The organism is Synechococcus sp. BO 8801 (genome assembly GCF_002252675.1).
Lineage (GTDB): Bacteria > Cyanobacteriota > Cyanobacteriia > PCC-6307 > Cyanobiaceae > Cyanobium.
The window spans coordinates 60001-82340 of record NZ_NQKY01000003.1; the positions used below are offsets into that span (position 1 = coordinate 60001).

The 22340-nt window shown below is 68.3% G+C and carries 19 protein-coding genes; 16 read left to right on the forward strand and 3 right to left on the reverse strand.

Annotated elements, in window-relative coordinates:
- Positions 1-17 precede the first annotated feature (17 nt).
- Entirely contained in the window at positions 18-1355 is a 1338-nt protein-coding gene (locus CJZ86_RS03315; RefSeq protein WP_233133814.1) for a hemolysin family protein, read from the forward strand.
- A 39-nt stretch (positions 1356-1394) separates the two neighbouring features.
- Here the strand turns inward: CJZ86_RS03315 and chlP are convergent, their stop codons facing one another.
- Positions 1395-2780, reverse strand: coding sequence for a geranylgeranyl reductase (chlP, locus tag CJZ86_RS03320; protein ID WP_094584525.1), 1386 nt, complete (start codon positions 2778-2780; stop codon positions 1395-1397).
- A gap of 170 nt (positions 2781-2950) precedes the next feature.
- Here chlP and CJZ86_RS03325 point away from each other — a divergent pair, with 170 nt between their 5' ends.
- From CJZ86_RS03325 to ccsB, 7 genes are all read left to right on the forward strand, one after another.
- The gene (locus CJZ86_RS03325; protein WP_094584526.1) at positions 2951-3664 is read left to right on the forward strand and encodes a M15 family metallopeptidase; all 714 of its coding nucleotides are present in this window, start codon (positions 2951-2953) and stop codon (positions 3662-3664) included.
- Between the two features lie 323 nt (positions 3665-3987).
- Positions 3988-5796, forward strand: a complete 1809-nt coding sequence (gene typA, locus CJZ86_RS03330; protein ID WP_015108155.1) for a translational GTPase TypA — start codon at positions 3988-3990, stop codon at positions 5794-5796.
- Positions 5793-6209: a DUF309 domain-containing protein gene (locus CJZ86_RS03335; protein WP_094584527.1), complete on the forward strand. Its 417-nt coding sequence runs from the start codon at positions 5793-5795 to the stop codon at positions 6207-6209. The genes typA and CJZ86_RS03335 overlap by 4 nt, the downstream gene beginning before the upstream one ends.
- Positions 6210-6238: 29 nt before the next feature.
- Entirely contained in the window at positions 6239-6727 is a 489-nt protein-coding gene (locus CJZ86_RS03340; RefSeq protein ID WP_233133815.1) for an LptA/OstA family protein, read from the forward strand.
- Complete coding sequence (gene lptB / locus CJZ86_RS03345) at positions 6724-7452, forward strand: LPS export ABC transporter ATP-binding protein (protein ID WP_094584529.1); 729 nt, start codon at positions 6724-6726, stop codon at positions 7450-7452. The genes CJZ86_RS03340 and lptB overlap by 4 nt, the downstream gene beginning before the upstream one ends.
- Before the next feature lie 56 nt (positions 7453-7508).
- A complete protein-coding gene (locus tag CJZ86_RS03350) occupies positions 7509-8669 on the forward strand; it encodes an LptF/LptG family permease (protein WP_190609841.1) in 1161 nt (386 codons plus the stop codon).
- A gap of 55 nt (positions 8670-8724) precedes the next feature.
- Positions 8725-9636, forward strand: a complete 912-nt coding sequence (gene ccsB / locus CJZ86_RS03355) for a c-type cytochrome biogenesis protein CcsB (protein ID WP_094584721.1) — start codon at positions 8725-8727, stop codon at positions 9634-9636.
- A gap of 96 nt (positions 9637-9732) precedes the next feature.
- On the opposite strand, the gene rpe is transcribed toward ccsB, so the two are convergent.
- Positions 9733-10416 carry a ribulose-phosphate 3-epimerase gene (rpe, locus tag CJZ86_RS03360; RefSeq protein ID WP_015108162.1) on the reverse strand — a complete coding sequence of 228 codons (684 nt, stop codon included), beginning with the start codon at positions 10414-10416 and terminating at the stop codon, positions 9733-9735.
- A 204-nt stretch (positions 10417-10620) separates the two neighbouring features.
- Here rpe and glpX point away from each other — a divergent pair, with 204 nt between their 5' ends.
- The 7 genes from glpX (at position 10621) to CJZ86_RS03395 (ending at position 17620) form a co-directional block, all read left to right on the forward strand.
- Positions 10621-11625 carry a class II fructose-bisphosphatase gene (glpX, locus tag CJZ86_RS03365; protein ID WP_094584531.1) on the forward strand — a complete coding sequence of 335 codons (1005 nt, stop codon included), beginning with the start codon at positions 10621-10623 and terminating at the stop codon, positions 11623-11625.
- A gap of 34 nt (positions 11626-11659) precedes the next feature.
- Entirely contained in the window at positions 11660-12970 is a 1311-nt protein-coding gene (locus tag CJZ86_RS03370; protein WP_094584532.1) for a glutamyl-tRNA reductase, read from the forward strand.
- A 147-nt stretch (positions 12971-13117) separates the two neighbouring features.
- A complete protein-coding gene (locus CJZ86_RS03375; RefSeq protein ID WP_094584533.1) occupies positions 13118-14413 on the forward strand; it encodes a glucose-1-phosphate adenylyltransferase in 1296 nt (431 codons plus the stop codon).
- A gap of 112 nt (positions 14414-14525) precedes the next feature.
- A complete protein-coding gene (gene gnd / locus CJZ86_RS03380) occupies positions 14526-15944 on the forward strand; it encodes an NADP-dependent phosphogluconate dehydrogenase (RefSeq protein ID WP_094584534.1) in 1419 nt (472 codons plus the stop codon).
- The gene (pgl, locus tag CJZ86_RS03385) at positions 15941-16672 is read left to right on the forward strand and encodes a 6-phosphogluconolactonase (protein ID WP_094584535.1); all 732 of its coding nucleotides are present in this window, start codon (positions 15941-15943) and stop codon (positions 16670-16672) included. The genes gnd and pgl overlap by 4 nt, the downstream gene beginning before the upstream one ends.
- 8 nt (positions 16673-16680) lie before the next feature.
- A complete protein-coding gene (locus tag CJZ86_RS03390) occupies positions 16681-17235 on the forward strand; it encodes a CIA30 family protein (protein ID WP_094584536.1) in 555 nt (184 codons plus the stop codon).
- Positions 17222-17620, forward strand: coding sequence for a DUF8659 family protein (locus CJZ86_RS03395; protein ID WP_094584537.1), 399 nt, complete (start codon positions 17222-17224; stop codon positions 17618-17620). The genes CJZ86_RS03390 and CJZ86_RS03395 overlap by 14 nt, the downstream gene beginning before the upstream one ends.
- On the opposite strand, the gene CJZ86_RS03400 is transcribed toward CJZ86_RS03395, so the two are convergent.
- Positions 17611-20826 carry a chemotaxis protein CheB gene (locus CJZ86_RS03400; RefSeq protein ID WP_094584538.1) on the reverse strand — a complete coding sequence of 1072 codons (3216 nt, stop codon included), beginning with the start codon at positions 20824-20826 and terminating at the stop codon, positions 17611-17613. The genes CJZ86_RS03395 and CJZ86_RS03400 overlap by 10 nt on opposite strands.
- Positions 20827-21396: 570 nt before the next feature.
- Between CJZ86_RS03400 and CJZ86_RS03405 the strand changes: the two genes are divergently transcribed.
- Entirely contained in the window at positions 21397-22332 is a 936-nt protein-coding gene (locus CJZ86_RS03405) for a helix-turn-helix transcriptional regulator (protein ID WP_158219494.1), read from the forward strand.
- Positions 22333-22340: the final 8 nt, after the last annotated feature.

A 22340-nucleotide genomic window follows, 5' to 3' on the forward strand; every position in this document is an offset into this window, starting at 1 on the left:
CCGTGCCCGTCACACCGTTGCCGTCTCCTTCGCCGTCGTCGTCCCTGTCGTCGCTGCTGCTGGAAGGCCTGGTGATCGGCGTGCTGATCCTGCTCAACGGGGTCCTGTCGGGATCCGAGCTGGCCATGATGTCGGCCCGTCGCCTGCGCCTGGAGCAGGAGGCGGAGCGGGGCCACCATCCCGCGCGGGTGGCCCTGCAGCTGATCCGCTCCCCCAACGACTTCCTCTCCACTGTTCAGATCGGCATCACCCTGATCGGCATCCTCAGCGGCGCCCTCGGTGGCTCCCGGGTGGCCCAGTCGCTGCAGCCGCTGCTCGAGGCGGTGCCAGCGCTGCGCCCCTGGGCCGAACCCCTCGCCCTGGGGATCGTGGTCACCGCCATCACCTTCCTCTCCCTGGTGCTGGGGGAGCTGGTGCCGAAGCGCATCGCCCTCAACGACCCGGAACGCATCGCCTGTGCCGTGGCGCCCCCGATGCGGGCCCTGTCGCGCTGGATGGCCCCCCTCGCTCACCTGCTGGGGGCGTCCACCGATCGCCTCCTCAGCCTCATGGGCATCGGCGAGACCGGTGAGCCGGAGATCACCGAGGAGGAGATCAGGACCCTGCTGCGACGGGGAACGGAATCCGGCCTGTTCGAGGTGGCCGAGCACGCCATGGTGGAGCGGGTGTTCCGGCTGGCCGACCGACCGGTCAAGGCGATCATGACGCCGCGCACCGACATCTGCTGGCTGGACCTGGCCGAATCGCCCCAGACCCATCTGCAGCGGGTGATGGAGGTGAACCACTCCCTGTTCCCGGTGGCCCGCGGCAGCCTCGACGCCTGCGTCGGCGTGGTCCGCGGCCGCACCCTGCTGGCGGCCCAGCTCGGCGACGGACCCCGGGACATCGAGGCCCTGCTGCAGCCGCCCCTCTACGTGGGCGAAAGCACCCGGGCCCTGAAGCTGATCGAGCAGTTCCGCAGCTCGGGGGTCCACATCGCCCTGGTCACCGACGAATTCGGCGGCATCGAAGGGCTGGTGACCCTCAACGACATGATGGAGGCGATCGTCGGTGATCTCTCCTCAGGCCAGGACCTGGAGGACCCGATGATCATCGTTCGTCAGGACGGTTCCTGGCTCCTCGATGGCGCCCTGGACATCGCTGATTTCAAGGATCTGGTGGGGAAGGGCCGGCTCCCTGAGGAGGACCGCGGTGGTTACCAGACCCTGGGGGGCTTCGTGATGCACTACCTCGAGCACATTCCCAAGGCCGGCGACTGTTTCGAGTGGGACGGCCTGAGGGTCGAGGTCGTCGACATGGACGGCAACCGGGTCGACAAGCTGCTGGTCAGCCGGATCGAAAAGGAACCGGCCTGAGGATGTCCTCAGGCCGGCTTGTCTCAGGCAGACCCCTTCTCACTTGGCGACCAGCACGGGCTCCTTGACGGCGTCGGGATCGGGATCCACGGGCGGCGTGACGGCATGGACGCCGGCGGGCTTCATCGAGGAGCGGGGCTCGGCGGCGGCCAGGATCGCTTCGGCTTCCTCGGCTGAGCGCACGGCGCTGGGGACCGGCTTGTAGCCGGCGGGAGCCAGGGCCTGACCCCGCAGCACGGCGCCCAGGGTGAGCACGGTGAGCTTGATCTGCTGCCAGGGGTTCATCGCCACCACCCGCTTGTAGAGGTAGCTGTCGAAGGTGAGGCGCTGCACGTCCTTGTCATCGCACATCTCGACGAACGCCTCACGGGCGGCATCGTTGCTGTAGAAAATGTTCTGGAGCAGCTCCAGCACCTTGTAGGTGGCGCCGTACTTGCGGTCCCACTTGCGGATGTAGACCTTGAGGTCCTTCTCGGTGGGGATGCGGCTGCCGGAGGCGCTGGCGGCGACGATCTCCTCGGCACACATGCGGCCGCTCTTGGCGGCGAAGTAGATGCCTTCGCCGGAGCTCTTGGTGACGTAACCGGCCGCGTCGCCCACCAGGGCCATGCGGCCCACCACCCGCCGGGGGCGGGGATGCTCGGGGATCGGGTGGGCCTCCACCTTGATCACCTCGCCGCGCAGCAGCCGGCGGCTGGCCCGCTCGCGGATGCCCTTCTGGAGCCCCTTGATCAGGGACTGGTTGGCCTGCATGGTGCCGGTGCCCACCGCCACGTGGTCGTACTTGGGGAAGACCCAGGCATAGAAGTCGGGCGAGACGTCGGTGCCGACGTACATCTCGGCCAGGTCCTCGTAGTAGGCCATCTCCTCGGCGGGGAGCCGGATCCGCTCCTGGAAGGCGATCGCCACGTTGTAGTCCCCGGCGTCCATGGCCTTGGCCACCCGGCTGTTGGCCCCGTCGGCGCCGACGATCAGATCCACCTCGAGGGTCTTGAGTTCACCGGTGGGGCCGCCGGAGGAGTAGTCGGCGTAGTGGAGGGTGTAGGGACCCTGGCGCTGGCTGCCGGTGTCGATGCTCTGCACCAGCCCGTTGACCAGGTGGGCGCCCAGTTCGGCGGCCCGGTTGCGCAGGAAGCCGTCGAGGACCTCCCGGCGGCACATGCCGATGTATTCGTTGCTGTTCTCCAGGTGGATGTCCACCTCCCGGTTGGAGGGAGAGATCATCCGCATGTTCCGCACCTTGCGGTCGATGATCGATTCCGGCAGGTCGAATTCCTCGACCATGCACAAGGGGATCGCCCCACCGCAGGGCTTGGCGTTGTCGAGCTTGCGCTCGAACAGCCAGGTCTCGATGCCGGCCTTGGCGAGAACTTCCGCAGCACAGGAACCGCTGGGGCCGCCGCCCACGACTGCCACTCGCAACATCTTGAAACCTGCTCCGCCATTGGGATGTGGGTTGGAAGCTAACACCGCCGTGCGGGTAACCGCCCGGTAGAGAAACCTATGAAATGACCCCCAACTAGGATCGGTCAGGCCCGGAGCAGAGGCCGTCTCCGCCCCGCATCCGTGATGCTCCTCGGTGATGCCCCTCGGTGATGCCCCTCGGTGACGACATCCCGCTGGCCCGGCGCACCACGCCCCGCCCGCGCCGGCCGGCCTCCCTCCCCAGGCGGATGGCCCAGGTGGGGCTCACCGGCGCCCTGCTGGCCGGTGGGGCCGTTCTGCTGCTGATCGGCCCCCTGCGCACCTGGATCACCCCCACGCCCGTTCCGGGTCTGTCGGCCCGCCTCGGGCCGGACGGTCGGCTCCTCGGCCACTTTCCCTACCCCGAGGCCGCGCCCGCCGACCTGGTGGCCATCGCTCCCGGCCTGCGCCTGCGGCCGGACGCGGCCCGTGCCCTCGAGGACATGCGCGCCGCCGCCGATGCCGACGGTGTCGTCCTGACCGTGCTGAGTGCCTGGCGCAGCGTTGATCTGCAGAAGCAGCTGTTCTTCGATGTCAAGGCCGAGCGCAACCAGACCTCCGCCGACCGGGCCCGGGTCAGTGCGCCGCCGGGCTTCTCCGAACACAGCACCGGCTTTGCCGTGGACCTGGGGGACGGTCGCCTGCCGGCCACCAATCTGATGGAGAGTTTCGAGACCACCGACGCCTACCGCTGGCTCGATCGCTACGCGGCCCGGTTCCATTTCGTGCGTTCCTTCCCCAGGGGCAACCGCCAGGGGGTGAGCTACGAACCCTGGCACTGGCGCTTCGAAGGCTCCACCGAAGCCCTGGAGATGTTCGAGCCCGCCCAGCGCCTGGCCCGCTGAACCGGCAGGTTCGGGGACCCGCCGCCGGTGCCGCGGGAGGGGGTGGGAGTAGGATAAAGATTCGCTTCAACGTTCGCCACATGTCCCACCGGGCCGGCGCGGCAGGGTTCCCCGAAAACCCTGACGAAGCGTCAGAGCGCTGGTTGGTCCCCGTTCAGGGCCCTGAATCCCCCATTCCGCCCACCTGAACGCCTGGCTGAACGCAACGTTGGCAGCGACATGTCTTCTTCGTCTCGCCATCAACGCCCCGTTTCCCTGGAAACGACCACCGTCGATTCGATTCCGTCGAACCCCTTCCCTCACCTTCGCAGGACGACATCCCCATGAGCGGCGACATCAAAGGCGCCCCGATACGCAATATCGCGATCATTGCCCACGTCGACCACGGCAAGACCACCCTGGTGGATGCCCTGCTCGAGCAGTCCGGCATCTTCCGCGAAGGTGAAGCGGTGCCCACCTGTGTGCTCGATTCCAACGATCTGGAGCGGGAGAGGGGGATCACGATCCTCTCCAAGAACACCGCCGTGGATTACAACGGCATCCGCATCAACATCGTCGACACCCCCGGTCACTCCGACTTCGGCGGTGAGGTGGAGCGGGTGCTGGGCATGGTGGATGGCTGTCTGCTGATCGTGGACGCCAACGAAGGCCCCATGCCCCAGACGCGCTTCGTGCTCAAGAAGGCCCTGGAGAAGGGCCTGCGGCCGATCGTCTTCGTCAACAAGATCGACCGGGCCCGTGTGGATCCCGAGCAGGCCGTCGACAAGGTGCTCGATCTGTTCATCGAGCTCGGCGCCGATGACGACCAGTGCGATTTCACCTATCTCTTCGGCAGCGGCATGGGCGGTTACGCCAAGCCGGACATGGCCACTGAGAGCGACAACATGAAGCCGCTCTTCGACGCCATCCTGCGGCATGTTCCGCCGCCGGTGGGTGATCCCACCAAGCCCCTGCAGATGCAGGTCACCACCCTCGACTACTCCGATTTCCTCGGCCGGATCATGATCGGCCGTGTCCACAACGGCACGATCGCCGGCGGACAGAACGTCGCCCTGATCCGCGATGACGGCAGCATCAAGCGCGGTCGCATCAGCAAGCTGCTCGGCTTCCAGGGGCTGCAGCGGGTGGAGATCCCCGAAGCCCGGGCTGGCGATCTGGTGGCCGTCGCCGGTTTCGATGAGGTCAACATCGGCGAGACCATCGCCTGCCCCGACCATCCCGAGGCCCTGCCGCTGATCAAGGTGGACGAACCCACCCTTCAGATGACCTTCGTCGTCAACGACTCCCCCTTCGCCGGCAAGGAAGGCAAGTTCGTCACCAGCCGCCAGCTGCGTGATCGCCTGCAGCGGGAACTGCTCACCAACGTGGCCCTGCGGGTCGAGGACACCGACTCCCCCGACCGCTTCTCGGTCTGCGGCCGCGGTGAGCTGCACCTCGGCATCCTGATCGAGACGATGCGTCGCGAGGGCTTCGAGTTCCAGGTGTCCCAGCCCCAGGTGATCTTCCGCACCATCGACGGCACGCCCCACGAGCCGTTCGAGACCCTGGTGATGGACGTGCCCGAGGAGGCGGTGGGCAGCTGCATCGAGAAGCTGGGCATCCGCAAGGGCGAGATGCAGAACATGGAGGCCACCAGCGACGGCCGCACCCAGCTGGAGTTCGTGGTGCCCTCCCGGGGTCTGATCGGCTTCCGGGGCGAGTTCATCCGCGCCAGCCGCGGCGAGGGGATCATGAGCCACTCCTTCCTCGACTACCGGCCGATGCAGGGCGACTTCGACGCCCGCCGCAACGGCGTCCTGATCGCCTTCGAGGAGGGCACGGCCACCTTCTACGCCCTCAAGGGCGCCGAGGACCGCGGCCAGTTCTTCATCACCCCCGGCACCAAGGTCTACAAGGGGATGATCGTCGGCGAGCACAACCGTCCGCCCGATCTCGAACTCAACGTCTGCAAGGCCAAGCAGGTCACCAACATCCGCTCGGCCGGCGCTGAGGTGCTCGACACCCTCCAGTCGCCGATCCAGATGACCCTGGAGCGGGCCCTCGAGTACATCGGCCCCGACGAGATGCTGGAGGTCACCCCCGAGTCGATCCGGCTGCGCAAGATGCCGGTGAAGAAGCCCGCCAAGCGTTGAGTCCCGGCGCCCCATCCGCCGATGAGGAAACCCTGCTGCAGGCGGACCCTCGCCTGCAGCAGGCGATCGAACACTTCAACGCGGCCGAGTGGTATGCCTGCCACGACGGCTTCGAGGAGCTCTGGCACGAGACCCAGGGACCGATGCGGCCCGTGCTCCAGGGACTGCTGCAGATCGCCGTGGCCGAACTGCACCTCGAGCGCGACAACCGCCGCGGCGCCACGGTGCTGATGGGCGAGGGGCTGGGCCGGCTGCGGGGCTGCGGCGACGAGGCCCTGGGCCTGGCCCTGGGGCCGGTCCGGCTCCTGGCCGCCCAGCGGCTGGAGGCCCTCCAGCAGCAGGCCGACCTCAGCGGCCTGCCCCTGCCGCGCCTGGAACTGGCGCGGGGAACGGGCACGGCGCCGGTACATTGAGCACACTCAAGGCCTCCACGATTTCCACCTTGACCCTGCCCCCCCGCCCACTGTTGTTCGTGCTCGCCGCGGGGTTCGTGGGCGCCGCCCTGCTGGTGCTCCCGTCCCGCCCCGTCGCGGCCCAGGCGCCGGCCGCCACGGCCCAGACCCAGCGGCCGAAGACGCCCGCCACCGGCATGGTCACGATCGAGTCCGACGTGCAGCAGGCCGACAATCAGAACGGCATCGTCACCGCCACGGGCAACGTGCGCATCGTCTATGCCGATCGCGGCATGACGGCCACCTCGCGGCAGGCCCAATATTTCAGCAATGAGGGGCGCCTGGTGCTCACCGGCGATGTCGACGTGATCGACACCGATGGCCAGCGGCTGCGGGCGGAGCGGTTGGTGTATCAGCTCGACAGCGAGCGCATGCTGGCCGAGCCGCCGGCCGGCAAGCAGGTCTTCAGCAAGTTCCGCCTGCAGCAGCAGGGCACGTCCAAGCCTGACGCAGCCAAGCCTGCCACCCCCAAGCCGTGAGCCTGGTTCTGGAGAGGGTGGCGATCACCCTCGCCGGCCGCCCCCTGGTGACCGACGTAAGCCTGGATCTCCACCCCGGGGAGGTGGTCGGGCTGCTGGGACCCAACGGGGCCGGCAAGACCACCACCTTCAACCTGGTCACCGGCCTGCTGCGCCCCGACTGCGGTGAGGTGCTGCTGGATGGTGAGTCGGTGGCCCACCTTCCCATGCCCCGCCGCGCCCGTCTCGGCATCGGCTACCTCCCCCAGGAAGCGAGCGTGTTCCGCCAGCTCAGCGTCCGCGACAACCTGATGCTCGCCCTGCAGGAGAGCGGTTCGGATCCGGCCGGGCGCCGCCGACGCCTGGAGGTGCTGATCGAGGATTTCCATCTGGGCGGCTTCCAGCACCGCCGCGGCTACCAGCTCTCCGGCGGTGAGCGGCGCCGCTGCGAGGTGGCCCGGGCCCTCGCCGTGGGCGACCAGGGCCCCCGCTACCTGCTGCTCGACGAACCCTTCGCGGGGGTGGATCCGATGGCCGTCGCCGATCTCCAGGCCCTGATCGACAGCCTGCGGGGCCGGGGCATGGGCGTGCTGATCACCGATCACAACGTGCGGGAGACCCTGGCGATCACCGACCGGGCCTACATCCTGGCCGATGGCAGGATCCTTGCCTCCGGTGCCTCCCATTCCGTGGCCAACGATCCCCTGGTGCGGCGTCACTACCTCGGCGAGGGCTTCCAGCTTTGAAGGGGGCCCTGCTCGAGAAGCGCCCCACCTGGCTGCAGCTGCCGGGCGGCCAACGGCTGCGTGACTGGAAGCGGGTGCCGCGCTGGCGGGATCTGCCCCTGCTCGACCGCTGGCTGCTGCAGGAACTGCTGGGCCCGCTGCTGTTCGGCATCGCCGCCTTCACGGCCGTGTCCCTTTCGGTGGGGGCGGTGTTCGAGCTGGTGCGCCGGGTGGCCGAGTCCGGCCTGCCGGTGCTGGCGGCGATGAAGGTGCTGCTGCTGAGGCTGCCCTCCTTCCTGGTGCTGTCCTTCCCGATGGCCACCCTGATGGCCACCCTGCTGGCCTACAGCCGCCTGTCGGGAAGCAGCGAGCTGACCGCCCTGCGCAGCGTGGGCGTGAGCACCCGGCGCATGGTGCTGCCGGCCATGGCCCTGGCCCTGGTGATGACCCTGCTCACCTTCGTCTTCAACGACGCGATCGTGCCGCGGGCGAATCTGGAAGCCACCAACAGCCTCGAGCGGGCCCTGGGCAAGGCCATCGCCACCGAGCAGAGCGACAACGCCCTCTATTCCCGCTTCACCGACGTCAAGCTGCCCAACGGCGAATCGGTGAAGTGGCTGACCCACATCTTCCATGCCCGCCAGTTCCGCAAGGGGGTCATGCTCGATGTCACCCTGCTCGACTTCTCGCGCCACGGCTACCGGCAGATGCTCACGGCCCTCACCGGCAAGTGGAACGAGGCGGAGGGCATGTGGGAGTTCAACAAGGGCCGCATCACCAACATCGATGTGGCCACCGGCACCACCACTTCCGCCAGTTTCGACCGCTACCTCTACCCCTTCACCCGCGACCCGATCGAGGTGGCCCAGCTGCCCACCGACGCCAGCACCATGACCGTGGGCCAGGCCCTGACGGCGGAGCGGCTGCTGCTGGAGGCCAACAACACCAAGGAAGCCCGACGCCTGCGCGTGCGCATCCAGGAGAAGTTCGCCTTCCCGGCCATCTGCCTGGTGTTCGGCCTGATCGGCAGCAGCCTGGGGGTGCGGCCCAATTCGCGCACCAGCCGCAGCCAGGGGTTCGGCATCAGCGTGCTGCTGATCTTCGGTTACTACCTGATGTCCTTCATCTTCAGCTCCCTGGGGATCACGGGCACCCTGATGCCCTTCATGGCGGCCTGGCTGCCGGTGGTCATCGGCCTGGCCGGAGGACTCTGGCTGTTGCGTCAGGCGAGCCGCTGAGGCCCCATCGGGGGGACGGCACGGCAAAGTGGATCGGTTTCGATCCGCTCCTTTGGTGAACGATCCGGTCATCGGCCTCGGCCTCGCGGCCTTCGCCCTGCTCCTGCTGGTGCTGCCCATCGCCTTCTGGTCCGTCAGCGGCGGTCACAGCAACCCGGTGGTCAGGATCCTGGTGGCCTCGGCCAATCTCTGCCTCACCGCCCAGCTGGTGCTGCGCTGGTGGGAGTCGGGCCACTTCCCGATCAGCAACCTCTACGAGTCGCTCTGCTTCCTGGCCTGGGCCTGCACCCTCACCCAGCTGCTGGTGGAGCGCAGCTGGCCCAACCCGCTGGTGGCGGCGGCGGCCACGCCCATGGGCCTGGGCTGCGTGGCCTTCGCCAGCTTCGCCCTGCCGGATCGCCTCCAGGAGGCCTCGCCCCTGGTGCCGGCGCTGCGCTCCAGCTGGCTGGTGATGCATGTCAGCGTGATCATGGTCAGCTATGCCGCCCTGCTGGTGGGCTCCCTGCTGTCGGTGGCCGTGCTGTTCGTCGACCGCAACCAGGATCTGGAGCTGCGCAGCAGCTCGATCGGCAGCGGCGGCTTCCGCCAGGCCCAGCTGGCCAGTGACGGCCCCGGTGCCATGGCGCTCAGCAGCAGCAGCTTCCGCATCAGCGAGCAGCTCGACAGCCTCAGCTACCGCACCATCACGGTGGGCTTCCTGCTCCTGTCCGTCGGACTGGTGAGCGGCGCGGTGTGGGCCAATGAGGCCTGGGGCAGCTGGTGGAGCTGGGATCCCAAGGAGACCTGGGCCCTGATCTGCTGGCTGGTCTACGCCGCCTACCTGCACACCCGTCTGATCCGGGGCTGGCAGGGGCGCCGACCGGCGATCGTGGCGTCGGCCGGCCTGGTGGTGATCGCCGTCTGCTACATCGGCGTGAATCTGCTCGGCATCGGCCTGCACAGCTACGGCTGGTTCCTGGGCAGCTGAGCAGCGGCGCAACAAGAAAGGGCCCGTTCGTCACGGGCCCCCCTCTCAAGCCTCTGCCCATCAGAAGGCCGCCAGCCATGGGCGGCCTCCCGACCCTCAGACCAGGGCCGGTTCGGGGCGGCGGCTGTTGCGGATGCCGGTGATGGCCTCGGCGTAGTCGGCGTGGCCGAAGACCCCCGAACCGCTGACGATCGCGTTGGCACCGGCCTCGATCACCTGCCAGGCGTTGCCGGCCTTGATGCCGCCGTCGACCTCGATCCAGGGATCCAGACCCCGCTCATCACAGAGGCGGCGCAGCTGGCGGATCTTCTCCACCTGGGAGGGGATGAAGCTCTGACCGCCGAAGCCGGGGTTGACGCTCATGATCAGCACCAGATCACAGAGCTCCAGGCAGTACTCGAGGGTGTCGAGGGGGGTGCTGGGGTTGAGCACGGCACCGGCCATCTTGCCCAGGTCCTTGATCTGGCTGAGGTTGCGGTGCAGGTGGGGGCAGGCCTCCACCTGGACGCTGATGATGTCGGCGCCGGCCTTGGCGAAATCGGCCACGTACTTCTCGGGCTCGACGATCATCAGGTGCACGTCCAGGGGCTTGGTCGTCACCGGGCGCAGGGCCTCGACGATCAGCGGGCCGATGGTGATGTTGGGCACGAAGCGGCCGTCCATCACGTCCACGTGGATCCAGTCGGCACCGGCGGCGTCGACGGCCCGCACGTCGTCGCCGAGGCGGGAGAAGTCGGCCGAAAGGATCGACGGGGAGATCACCAGGGGCTTGGTGCTCATGGACGGCCACCGCAGCGGAAGAATGAAGGGATTGTAAGGAGCGGCCCACCATGGGTCTCCCGGGGTGCTCCCGGGCGCGCTGATACGATGGCCCCGCTTCGACTCCGAGAGGCCTTGCAGCGGCTGGATCTTTCCCCGCTTTGCCTGCGGTCCGCCTCCGGCGTGCCGGCCCCTCGTTGAGGCCCCTCCCCCTGCCGGACCGTTGTGGATCGCACTCTTATCCAGGAACTGCTCGAAGTCGTCGAGCAGGCCGCCATCGCCTCTGCCCGCCTGACCGGGCTCGGCAAGAAGGACGAAGCCGATGCGGCCGCCGTCGAGGCGATGCGCACCCGCATGGGCAGCATTGCCATGCAGGGCCGGATCGTCATCGGGGAAGGGGAGCGCGATGAAGCCCCCATGCTTTACATCGGCGAGGAAGTCGGCAGCGGCACCGGCCCCGGCGTCGACTTCGCCGTCGACCCCTGCGAAGGCACCAACCTCTGTGCCAACGCCCAGGACGGCTCGATGGCCGTGCTGGCCGCCAGCGACCGCGGCGGCCTGTTCTATGCCCCCGACTTCTACATGAAGAAGCTGGCGGCGCCGCCGGCCGCCAAGGGCAAGGTGGACATCCGCAAGAGCGCCACCGAGAACATCGCCATCCTGAGCGAGTGCCTCGGCATCCCCGCCAGCGACCTCACCATCGTGGTGATGGACCGCGCCCGCCACAAGGCCCTGATCGCCGAGATCCGCGCCACCGGCGCCCGCGTCAAGCCGATCAGCGACGGTGACGTGCAGGCCGCCATCGCCTGCGGCTTCGCCGGCACCGGCACCCACTGCCTGATGGGCATCGGCGCCGCCCCCGAGGGTGTGATCTCCGCCGCCGCCCTGCGGGCCCTCGGCGGCCACTTCCAGGGCCAGCTGGTGTACGACCCCGCCATCGCCCAGACCAGCGAGTGGGCCGACTACACCAAGGAGGGCAACATCGCCCGCCTCAACGAGATGGGCATCACCGACGTCGACAAGGTCTATGAGGCCGAGGAGCTCGCCTCCGGCGAGAACGTGGTCTTCGCCGGCAGCGGCATCACCCCCGGCCTGCTGTTCAAGGGCGTGGTCTTCGAGGCCGACTGCACCCGCACCAGCAGCCTGATCATCAGCACCCTCGACCGCAGCGCCCGCTTCACCGATACGGTGCATATCAAGGAGGGCGCCAAGAGCATCGCCCTGCGCTGATCCCACCAGAGTCCGGACCTCGGAGCCCGCCTCCATGCACATCGCCGTCGTCGGTCTGAGCCATCGCACGGCTCCGGTGGAAATCCGCGAGCGCCTGAGCATCCCCGAGCAGACCATGGAGGATTCCCTCCAGCGGCTGCGGGCGGATGAGCAGGTGATCGAGGCCTCGATCCTGAGCACCTGCAACCGGCTGGAGATCTACACGCTCCTGCGCCATCCCGAACAGGGCATCACGGCCGTCGGCGACTTCCTCAGCCGGCAGTCCGGCCTGGCGGTGGAGGAGCTGCGTCCCCATCTGTTCACCTACCACCACGAGGAGGCCGTGGGCCACCTGCTGCGGGTGGCCGCCGGGCTCGACAGCCTGGTGCTGGGGGAGGGTCAGATCCTCTCCCAGGTGAAGAAGATGGTGCGCCTCGGCCAGGAGCACCGCTCCGTGGGCCCGATCCTCAACCGCCTGCTCAACCAGGCGGTGAGCACCGGCAAGCGGGTGCGCACCGAGACCAACCTGGGCACCGGGGCGGTGTCGATCAGCTCGGCGGCCGTCGAGCTGGCCCAGCTGAAGGTGGGCCAGGCCCGGGGCACCGATGATCTGGTGCCGCTCGACCAGGAGCAGGTGGCGGTGGTGGGGGCGGGCCGCATGGCCCGGCTGCTGCTGCAGCACCTGCAGGCCAAGGGCTGCCGGGGGGTGGTGGTGCTCAACCGCACCGTCGCCCGGGCCGAGGCCCTGGCGGCCGATTTCCCCGCCCTGCCCGTGCAGTGCCGTCCCCTGGACGACCTCGACCACTGCCTGAGCACCTGCTCGCTGGTCTTCACCAGCACCGGCGCCGAGGAGCCGATCATCACGGCCCGGCGGCTGGAGGGGCTCAACCGCCGCTCCAGCCTGATGCTCATCGATATCGGTGTGCCCCGCAACATCAGCGCCGATGCGGCCGAACTCCAGGGTGTCGACAGTTTCGACGTCGACGATCTCCAGGAGGTGGTGGCCCGCAACCAGGAGGCCCGCCGGGAGATGGCCGCCGAGGCCGAGGGGCTGCTGGCCGAGGAGGCCAGGCTGTTCCTGGAATGGTGGGATGGCCTCGAGGCGGTGCCCCTGGTCAACCGGCTGCGTCTCCAGCTGGAGGACATCCGGGAGCAGGAGCTGCAGAAGGCCCTCAGCCGCATGGGCCCGGACCTTTCCGCCCGGGAGCGGAAGGTGGTCGAAGCCCTCAGCAAGGGGATCATCAACAAGATCCTGCACACGCCCGTCACCCGGCTGCGCGCCCCCCAGCCCCGCCAGCAGCGGCGCGCGGCCATGGGGGTGCTGCAGGACCTCTTCGAGCTTCACGACGACCCGCCGGAGGCCTGAGCCCCGCCCCCCGGGAGGGTCCCCGCTTCACCGGCTCCAGCACCCCATTTCACTGCAACGGAACATGAACCGAGAAGCAGCAGCGCGGCGCTCCGCGTCACCACGCTCCAGTACGGTCTGGCCAGCCAAGGACCGAGGACTGGGCTCATGAAACGCGTTCTGGCCATCATCCTGGGAGGCGGTGCGGGAACGCGTCTCTACCCCCTCACCAAGATGCGGGCGAAGCCCGCCGTTCCCCTCGCCGGGAAATACCGACTGATCGATATTCCCATCAGCAACTGCATCAACTCGGAGATCAACAAGATCTACGTGCTGACGCAGTTCAACAGCGCCTCGCTCAACCGTCACCTGACGATGAGCTACAACCTCTCCTCCGGCTTCGGCCAGGGCTTCGTGGAGGTGCTGGCCGCCCAGCAGACCCCCGACAGCCCCAGCTGGTTCGAAGGCACCGCTGATGCGGTGCGCAAGTACCAGTGGCTGTTCCAGGAGTGGGACGTGGACCACGTCCTGATCCTCTCCGGTGACCAGCTCTACCGGATGGACTACAGCAAGTTCGTCCAGCACCACATCGACTGCGGCGCCCAACTGACCGTGGGTGCCCTGCCGGTGGATGCGGCCCAGGCTGAGGGCTTCGGACTGATGCGCACCTCCTCCGACGGCCGGATCCTGGAGTTCAGCGAGAAGCCCAAGGGCGACGCCCTGGAGGCCATGCGGGTCAACACCGAGAGCCTCGGCCTCTCCGCCGAGGAGGCCGCCAAGCGGCCCTATCTCGCGTCGATGGGGATCTACGTCTTCAACCGCAACACCCTGTTCGACCTGCTGGCCAGCCATCCGGAGGCCACCGATTTCGGCAAGGAGATCATCCCCGCCTCCCTCGGCCGGGGGGACCACCTGCAGACCTTCCTCTTCGACGACTACTGGGAGGACATCGGCACGATCGGGGCGTTCTACGAGGCCAACCTGGCCCTCACCGACCAGCCCAACCCGGCCTTCTCCTTCTACGACGAGAAGTTCCCCATCTACACCCGGCCCCGCTACCTGCCCCCCAGCAAGCTGCAGGACGCCCAGGTGACCCAGTCGATCATCGGCGAAGGATCCCTGCTCAAGGCCTGCAGCATCCACCACTGCGTGCTTGGCGTGCGCTCCCGGGTCGAAGACGAGGTGGTGCTCCAGGACACCCTGCTGATGGGGGCCGACTTCTTCGAATCCTCCGAGGAACGGCTGGTGCTGCGCGAGCGGGGCGGCACCCCGATCGGCGTGGGCCGGGGCACCACGGTGAAGGGGGCGATCCTCGACAAGAACGTGCGCATCGGCCGCGACGTCACCATCGTCAACAAGGACCGGGTGGAGGAGGCCGACCGGCCGGAGCTCAACTTCTATATCCGCAACGGCATCGTCGTGGTGGTGAAGAACGGCACCATCGCCGACGGCACCGTCATCTGAGGCCCGCCCCGGGGGAGGGCTGGGCCAGCAGTTGCTGACATCCCCCCCCGGGACACCGACGCTCCGCCGACCGCTGGCCACAGTGGCGAGGAAGCAAGACATCCACGCTCCTATGGGCAAGGCGCATTTCGGACTCATCGGCCTCGGCGTGATGGGTGAGAATCTGGTCCTCAACGCCGAGAGAAACGGCTTCTCGAGCGTCGTCTACAACCGGACCTACGCCAAGACCGAGGAGTTCCTTGCCGGACGCGGCGCCGGCAAGGACATCGTGGGAGCGGCCAGCCTCGAGGAGTTCGTGGCGGCGCTGGAGCGGCCCCGCCGCATCCTGATGATGGTGAAGGCGGGCGATCCGGTGGATGCCACCATCGCCAGCATCTCGCCGCTGCTCGAGGAAGGCGATCTGCTGATCGACGGCGGCAACTCCCTCTACACCGACACCGAGCGACGGGTGAAGGAGTTGGAGAGCAAGAGCTTCGGCTACATCGGCATGGGCGTCTCCGGTGGCGCCAAGGGGGCCCTGGAGGGGCCGAGCATGATGCCCGGCGGCACCAAGGCGGCCTACGACGCCATCGAGAGCCTGGTCACCAAGATGGCCGCCCAGGTGGAGGACGGCCCCTGCGTCACCTACATCGGCCCCGGCGGCGCCGGCCACTTCGTCAAGACCGTCCATAACGGCATCGAGTACGGCATCGAGCAGATCCTGGCCGAGGCCTACGACCTGATGAAGCGCATCGGCGGCCTCGATGGCGACGCCATGGCCGACGTGCTGGGGGGCTGGAACCAGACCGAAGAGCTGGCCTCCTTCCTGGTGGAGATCACCGAGGTGTGCCTGCGCACCAAGGATCCCGAAAGCGGCGGTGACCTGGTGGAGCTGATCGTCGATGCCGCCGGCCAGAAGGGCACCGGCCTGTGGACCGTGGTCAGCGCCCTGGAGATGGGGGTGCCCGTGCCCACCATCTACGCCGCCCTCAACGCCCGCGTGCTGAGCTCCCTGCGCAGCGAGCGGATGGCCGCCGAAGCGGTGCTGCACGCCCCCGCCCCCCACAGCTTCCCCCTCGGGGAGCCGGCCACCGGCATGGCGCCGCTGCGGGATGCCTGCATCCTGGCCTGCATCGCCAGCTACGGCCAGGGCATGGCCCTGCTGCAGGAGGCCTCCAAACTCCACGACTACAACCTCGACTTCTCGGCCATCGGCCAGATCTGGAAGGGGGGCTGCATCATCCGGGCCCGGCTGCTGCAACGCATCCAGGACGCCTACGGCGCCGATCCCTCCCTGCCCAACCTGATGCTCGATCCCTGGTTCGCCGCCCAGGTCAACCAGCGCCTGGCCGGCCTGCGCCAGGTGGTGGCTGGGGCCGCCCTGGCGGGCATCCCCGTGCCCTGCCTCAGCAGCACCCTCGACTACATCGACAGCTACCGCACCGGCCGCCTGCCCCAGAACCTGGTGCAGGCCATGCGCGACTGCTTCGGCTCCCATACTTATGAGCGCACGGACCGCCCCGGCGCGTTCCACACCGAGTGGCTCGTTTGACCGAACCCAGCACGCGCTATCAGCTGATCGTCGCCACCAGCCCGGAAGATCTGGCCCGCCAGGCGGCGGAGCAGATCGCTTCCGGCATCGATCTGGCCCTGGCGGAGCGGGACCGGGCCCAGATCGCCCTGGCCGGGGGGGAGACCCCCCGGGCGGCCTACGCCCGGCTGGCCGAGGAACACCTGCCCTGGGAGCGGGTCGATGTGCTGCTGGGGGATGAGCGCTGGGTGCCGGCCGACGACCCCTCCAGCAATGCCCGCATGCTGCGGGAAACCCTGCTGGCCCAATCGCCGGCCAGCCGTGCCCGTTTCCACCCGGTGCCCACCGACCGCCCCACCCCGCAGGCCAGCGCCGAGGCCTACGCCTCCGAGCTGGCGGTCCTCTGTCCCGGCGTCCTGCCCCGCTTCGACGTGCTGCTGCTGGGCCTGGGCGACGACGGCCACACCGCCTCCCTGTTCCCCGGCACGGCGGCCCCCGGTGTCAGCGATCGCCCGGTCACCATCGGCGAGGGCAAGGGCCTGCCCCGCATCACCCTCACCGCGCCGGTGCTCTCGGCCGCCCGCCGGGTGATCTTCCTGGTCAGCGGCGCCGGCAAGCGCCAGGCGCTCGCCCGGCTGCTCGACCCGAGTGAGCCCGCCGAGCGCACCCCCGCCCGGCTGGTGCGGCCGGCCGGCGTGGTGGTGATCCTGGCCGATGCCGCCGCCGCCGCCGACCTCCCCGGCGCCTGAGGACTCCCATGCAGGTGATCCGCGGCGATGGCTTCAGTGGTTGGCATGCCCTCAACGACACCGTCATGGGGGGGCGCAGTTCGGGGCTGTGCACGGTCAGCAGTCGCGGGCTGCGGCTGGAGGCGGAGGTGGTGGAGCAGGGCGGTGGTTTCGTCAGCTGCCGCTCGCCCATCTTTTCCCCTCCCCTCGATCTCTCGGAGCAGGCCGCCTTCGAGCTGGAGCTGCACGGCGACGGCCGCCACTACAAGCTGGCGGTGGCCTGCGCCGATGGGGTGGCGGGTCTCACCGAGATGATCCCCGGCGGTGTGCGCTGGGTGGCGAACTTCGCCACCGATCCCGATGGCCCCTGCCGGGTGCGGATCCCCTTCGCCCAGCTGCGGGCCTCGATCCGGGCCAAGCCTATCGAGGCCCTGCCCCTCGGCCTGCCCCTGCGCTTCGACGCCGAGCGGATCACCCGGCTGCAGATCCTGCATTCGAAGTTCGGCGACGACGGCTCCGCCAACCCGGGCTTCCGGGCCGGTCCGCTCAGCCTGGAGGTGATGGCGATCGATGCCGTCGCCTGAGTCCTCCATCGGCAGCGCCAACACCGACCTCTGCCAGCTGGTGGCGGCGGCGGCCGATCTCTGCCGCAAGCCCCTGCGCCATGCAGTGGTGGGGGCAGTGCACGGGGACAGCCTGGATCTCTGCCTGCGGCTGGAGGCCCGCACACCCGAGGGCGAACGGGTGCCGGCGGAGGATCTGGAGCTGGAGATCTACCGCAGCGGTGAGGATCTCAACCTCACCCTGGCCTGGCGCCAGGGGGAGGACCACCCCCTGCTGTGGCAGGGCAGCCATCCGGTCTGGATGGATGGGGCCACGGGGCTGCGCTGCAGCTGCCCACCCCAGGGGGGGCCGCTGGAGGCCCTGGCCCGCCGCCTGCGGGCCCTGCTGCGGCCCGATCAGGGCTGAGGCGAGGGCAGCACCATCAGCAGCGAGCCGGTCCCCATCGTGGAGGGCAGCGGCCAGAGCTCGACCCTGGCCTCCAGGGTGCGGCCATCCCGATGGCGGAGGGAAAAGGAGTCACTCACGAACAGCGGCCCATCGGCGGGCGCATCGCTGACCACGGGGGTCGTCGCCTCCTCCGGCAGCTGGCAGAACAGGGAGGCGGGTGACCCCACCAGGGTGTCGCGCTCGAAGCCGATCCGGCGGCACAGGCTGGCGTTGACCATCACCACCCGCTGGTTGCCATCGAACACCGCCACCGAGAAGCTGGGACTGCGGATCAGGGTCTCGAACAGGACCGAGAGGTCGCGGCTATGTTCCTGGGCCTGGCGCTGCTGGGTGATGTCGGAGAGGGTGCCGACCACATAGCGATCCATCTCCTCGGTGAGCACCTTGGCGTTCTCCGTCACCCAGCGCTGCTCGCCATCGCGGCGGATGATCCGGTACTGCACCGACCAGCCCCCCTGGGCCGGGTCACGGCTGGCCCAGACCCGATCCCGGTCCTCCGGAAAGATGGCGTCGTCGAGCAGCTCCGGACGGGCGAACAGCTCGGCCGGGCTCCAGCCCGTCAGGGGCAGGATGCGCTGGCTGGCATAGAGCAGCCGGTGGAGGTCGGCGTCCCGCTTCCACACCGCCTCTTCCAGGGCATCGGTGAGGCTGGAGAAGGAATCGAGCGAGTCCTCAGCGGCCCGTCGCAGGGCCAGCAGTTCCGACACGTCGGTGAGGGTGACGATCGCTCCGAGCCGCTGCCCCTCCCGTTCCTGGTAGGGCAGCACCTGGGCCAGGTAGGCGATGTCCTCGTTGACCGCTTCGATGTTGCGCCGGGGAGCACCGCCGACCACCTCCGCCAGGGCCGACCGCAGTCCCGGCAGGGGCACCGTGGTGGGAATGCCCAGCAGGGGCCGTCCGATGTCATCCTCCACCAGGGCGAAGACCCGCACCGCCAGGGGGGTGAACCGGGTGATGCACAGCTCCCGGTCGACGATGACCATGCCCTGGTTGAGGGAGTTCTGGATGTTCTCCAGGTCGGTGCTGAGCGCCTGCAGGTCGGAGCTTCTGGCCCGCAGCTCCTGGTTGAGGGTCGCCAGTTCCTCGTTGGTGGCCTGCAGCTCCTCGTTGGAGGATTCCAGTTCTTCGTTGGAGGATTGCAGCTCCTCCGAGGAAGCCTGCAGTTCCTCGGCCGAAGCCTCCAGCTCCTCGTTGGCCTCCTCCAGATCCGAGAGGGAACGACGCAGGGTGTCGTGGCTGGTGAGCAGCTCTTTCTCCAGCCTGGCGATCTGCTGGTCGAAGTCCTGGTCGCGGATCAGCGGAATATCTGTGGAGGCCTGATCGGCGCCGTCGGGGGGTTCCCGCAGGAAGCTGAGCAGGGTCAGCACCCGCTCGTTGACCTGGAGGGGCCGGACCTCCAGCCGCAGGTTGATGGCGAAGTCCGGCAGGTGCAGCAGCCGGCTGCGGACCGGTTGGCGGTCGGTCCGCACGATCAGCAGCAGGGCGCGGGCCTCGGCCTGCAGTTCCGGCAGCAGGAAGGTGGTGGCGGCGGTGGAGATCCGGCCCTCGGTGAGCCGGCAGAAGGGACTGACATCGCCGATCACCTCCACCAGTCCGTGGTTCTCATCGAGGATCACGCAGGGAGCGCAGGTGGTGCGGACCAGCGCTTCGAGGGTGGCGACATGCTCCTCGACCACGGTCTCCCGCAGGATCGAGATCCTCCCGACCGGGCTGAACAGGGTCGGTTGGCGCTGGGAGGGCTGGATGGCCGGGGTGTAGCGGCTGAACTGGTGTTCCGCGGTGCGATGGAAGATGCGGTGCTCGGCGTTGGCCACATCGAAGCCCTCGGTCCTGTGGCCCAGCGACTCCGTGCGGCCGAGGAACAGCAGACCCGAGGGCAGCAGGCCGAAGCGGAACTGCGTCAGTACCCGGTCCTGCAGGGGCTGGGTGAAGTAGATGAGGGTGTTGCGGCTGGAGATCAGGTCCAGACGCGGGAAGGGCGGGTCGACGGCCACGTTGTGACGGGCGAAGACCACGCAGTTGCGCAGGGCCTCACAGATCTGGACCTCGCCGTTGAACGGCAGCACGAAGCGTTCCCGCAGCGACTCCGGGATGGCCAGGCTGGAGGCGGCGGGATAGGTGGCCCGGCGCGCCACGGCCAGGCTGTCCTCGTCGAGATCGGTGCCGAAGATCTTGAGGTGATGGGTCAGGTCCTGGGGGTGGCCGAGCGCCTCGCTGAACAGCATGCCGATGGAATAGACCTCTTCGCCGGTGGCGCAGCCCGGCACCCACACCCTCAGGCGGTCCTTGCGGGTGCGCTGGGCCACATAGTCCTTCAGGAGCTCGCCGAGGACCGCGAACGACTCCGGGTCGCGGAAGAAGGAGGTCACGGTGACCAGCAGGTTGTGGACCAGGGCCGAGACCTCCCTGCTGTCCGCCGCCAGCAGCCGCAGGTACTCCTCCATGCTCTCCATCTGGCGGATCGCCATGCGGCGTGCCAGCTGACGCTGCAGGGTGGACGCCTTGTACTGGCCGAAGTCGATGCCGCTGTTGTGCAGCAGCAGCTCCAGGGCACTGGAGACGTTGAGGCCCCTGAGGTCGGGAGTGTTCAGCTCCACCCAGTCGCCGGCCGAGCCCATCAGCCCGGTGATGTGATGGGCGATGGCGGCCGGCTCGAGGACGAGGTCGGCCCCACCCAGGGCAACGGCGGCGGTGGGCATGGCGGCGAACCGGGCGCTCTCGGGCGTCTGGGCGATCGTGAGCCCACCGGCGGCCCGCACGGCCCGCAGGCCGCGGGCCCCGTCGGAGCCGGTGCCCGAGAGCACCACGGCGGCCCCATGGCCGTTCCAGTGCTCGGCGACCGAATCGAACAGCCGGTCAACGCTGGGGCTGGGGCCGAAGCGGGGTTCGGGCGCCACCAGCCTTAACCGTTTCCCTTCCACACTGATGTCGTGGTTGGGGGGGCAGACGCTGACCGTGTCCGGCAGCAAGGCGGCCCCGTCGACCGCCTCGACCACCTGCAGCGCCGTGACCCGCGCCAGCAGCTCGACCATCAGGCTGCCGTGGTCGGGCGAGAGGTGCTGGGCCACCACATAGGCCACGCTGCCGCCGGGGGCAAGGTTGCCCAGAAGGGTCTGCAGGGCCTCCAGGCCGCCGGCCGAGGCCCCGATAGCCACCAGATGCATGCCGGCCTGTGAACCGGGGGACGTGGATGGCGCCGGGGAAGACTCCGCGTCACTGGATTCTTCCTTTGACATCGGCACCATGAACGTGTGCACTCAATGTAAACCGCCACTGCCGTCCTGACCTTCATGGTGTGAAGGAACGATCCGCCGCTGAGGCGACCCATAACTGTGAGGCCTGACGGTGATGCCGGACCGCATCGCATGCCCGCTTCGATGACCGTGATGGGGTCCAGCCGCATGCGGTACTCGCATGGGATTGCATCCGTTCTGATCACTGCAGGGAATCATCATGAACTGCAATCAACAGCACACTTCTGTCGTGGCAGATGTTGAGGCTTGTAGGCACGACGTCTCGATCAGCGCACAGGTGACTGGCTCTAAGGAATTCATGCTCATTGTGTGATACCCTGAACGAATGGTGAAAGTGAGGAGGTGGGAGTTCGTATGTGCAGCGAGCCTTGCTTCCCCAGCCAATGGCACCCTGAAGTTGCCCATTTCTCCAACCCCCTGCTGCTTCAGCATCAGCTGGGTGAGGCTCCCCATTCCTGCACCTCCCATTCCTGCACCGCGATGTTGCAGGAGGCCCTGCCGCTGGTGGAAATCATTCCGCTGGAAACGGAGGCCTCCTGGTGGTGTTACGGCGCCAATCTCCACCTCGGCAGCCTCGTGGCGACGGCGTGGACTGCGAGGCCGATGCGCATGGCCTTTTCCGAACGCCAGGAGCACATTGTCGTGCTGGGCTACGGCGGAGAACACCGGCTGCGACAGGGCTCCACCACCTGGCCCTGTGCCAGGGGAGGGTGTGTGCTGATGGCCAATGCGGCCTGCACGATGGAGAGCACCCTGTCATCCGCGGTGGCTTTTTCCCTGACGCGGGATCGACTTCTGGAGACGGCGATGGCAATGGGGGGCTATCAGCAGAAACCGAAAGGCTGGGAGGAGAATGTCTGCCAGGCCCACGGCTGGAGCCCGCCCCGGAATCCTGTCGCCCCTTCCCTGCTTACTGCCCTACAGCAGACCATCGCCATGGCGGGGCAGCTCTCAGGGTATGGCCGGGGTCTGCTCGATCGGCTGCAGTTTGACGACCAGATCTATCGGCTGATCGTGGCGATGCTGCTGCCGGAGATCCGCCAGGACAAGACCCTGGATCGGCTCCTGCACCGGCAGCGGCAGGGCCGCGATTCCTTTGACGAACTGATCGATTACATCAAGCAGAATCTGGGGGAGCCGCTCACCCTCACTGACCTGGAATCAAGGAGCCATTACTCCCGCAGGGCCCTGCAGTATGCCTTCGCCGAGCGCATGGGCTGCACCGCCACCAAGTGGATCAAGATGCAGCGTCTTGACCGTGCCCGGCAACGGCTGGAGCGGCCGAATCTGAACGACTCGGTGGGGAGCATCGCCCGCGAGTGCGGCTATCGCTCCCTGGGACTGTTCAGCGTGGATTTCCAGCAGCGGTTCCACGTCAAGCCGTCCCAGCTGCTGCGGGAGTCCCGGCCGGAGTAGCCGGGACT